The organism is Bradyrhizobium sp. LB14.3 (assembly GCF_040547985.1).
Classification (GTDB): domain Bacteria; phylum Pseudomonadota; class Alphaproteobacteria; order Rhizobiales; family Xanthobacteraceae; genus Bradyrhizobium.
Genome location: NZ_JBEPQT010000098.1, coordinates 1 through 1,179 on the forward strand (window position 1 = coordinate 1; position 1,179 = coordinate 1,179).

Genomic DNA, 1,179 nt, shown 5'->3' on the forward strand with positions numbered 1-1,179 from the left:
TCTTCTGTTCGCGCAGGGAATATCCGACTACGTACCGCTGCGGCGCAATCGGCGGGCGCGGCTCGAGGCCTTGCGCACGGGCGACGGGCGGGAGCTGCCTTCGCATTTGAAGGCGCAGATCGGCCGCGAGCTCGATCGGATCGAACTGCTTCTGGAACAGATCAAGGCGGTCGAGGCCGCGCGGGATGCTCTGCTGGCCGCAGCCCGAAAGCCTGCAGACAAGGCCGCGCCGGATCCGGTGGCGATGCTGCTGGCCTTGAAAGGGCTCGGCGCCAACTTCGCGGCCGTGCTTTGGTCGGAGGCGTTCTACCGGCAGTTCTCCAACCGCCGCCAGCTCGCCGCCTATGGGGGCCTTGCGGCGACGCCCTGGCAAAGCGGAGGCATTCGGCACGAGCAGGGCGTGTCGAAGGCCGGCAATCCCAGGCTGCGGACCACGATGATCCAGCTCGCCTGGCTCTGGATACGTCACCAGCCGCAATCGGCCCTGACGCACTGGTTCAAGGAGCGAAGCCCGCAAGGCCGCAAGCGCGCGATCGTGGCGCTGGCACGCAAGCTGCTCGTGGCCCTGTGGAAGTACGTCACCCAGGGCGTCGTCATCGAGGGGGCCGTGATGAAGCCCGCCGCCTGATCCCGGACCGCACCGAAGGGCGTGTCCCGGACCGCACCGAAGGGGCGTGTCCCGGACCGCACCGAGCGGCGTGCTTCGCCCGCGCGCAACGAAACAACCATAACCCATCTGCCGAGGCCCGATCAGCCTCGGAAGATCCGGGTGGACGAACCGATGGATTGCATGGCTTCAAACGCCGCAACGAAGAATGGCCTCGTCCTCTCGAGCCTGCCCGCCGCAAGCGGAATCTTGGTGCAGTCGCCTCGCGCGACGACCGAATGTGAGTTTGATCTGGCACGCAACCCAGATCGTCGAACCGGCTCGACCCTTGGATCGCAAATGCGAGGATGGCAGATGCCCTGACAGAACCGCCAACATCAGGAGCCTCTATCGGTCCCAACCGACCAAGCATGATGGCGTGCTCGCTCAACTCAAGGCCAAGCCGCTGCGCGGCGGCCCTAAAGGGCCGGCCTTGACTTGATCTGCGCGCGCCATCCTGCACAGCCCGCGGTCGGGACGAAGAGGTGGCCGCAGTCGAACAAAAAGGTGACTGCTCTCCTTGACACACACAT

General features: G+C 65.8%; 1 protein-coding gene. It reads left to right on the plus strand.

The features are described 5' to 3' along the window. Window positions 1-628 (plus strand): transposase (locus ABIB00_RS39020; protein WP_354108012.1); only part of this gene is annotated, 628 nt, incomplete at its 5' end. Window positions 629-1,179: the final 551 nt, after the last annotated feature.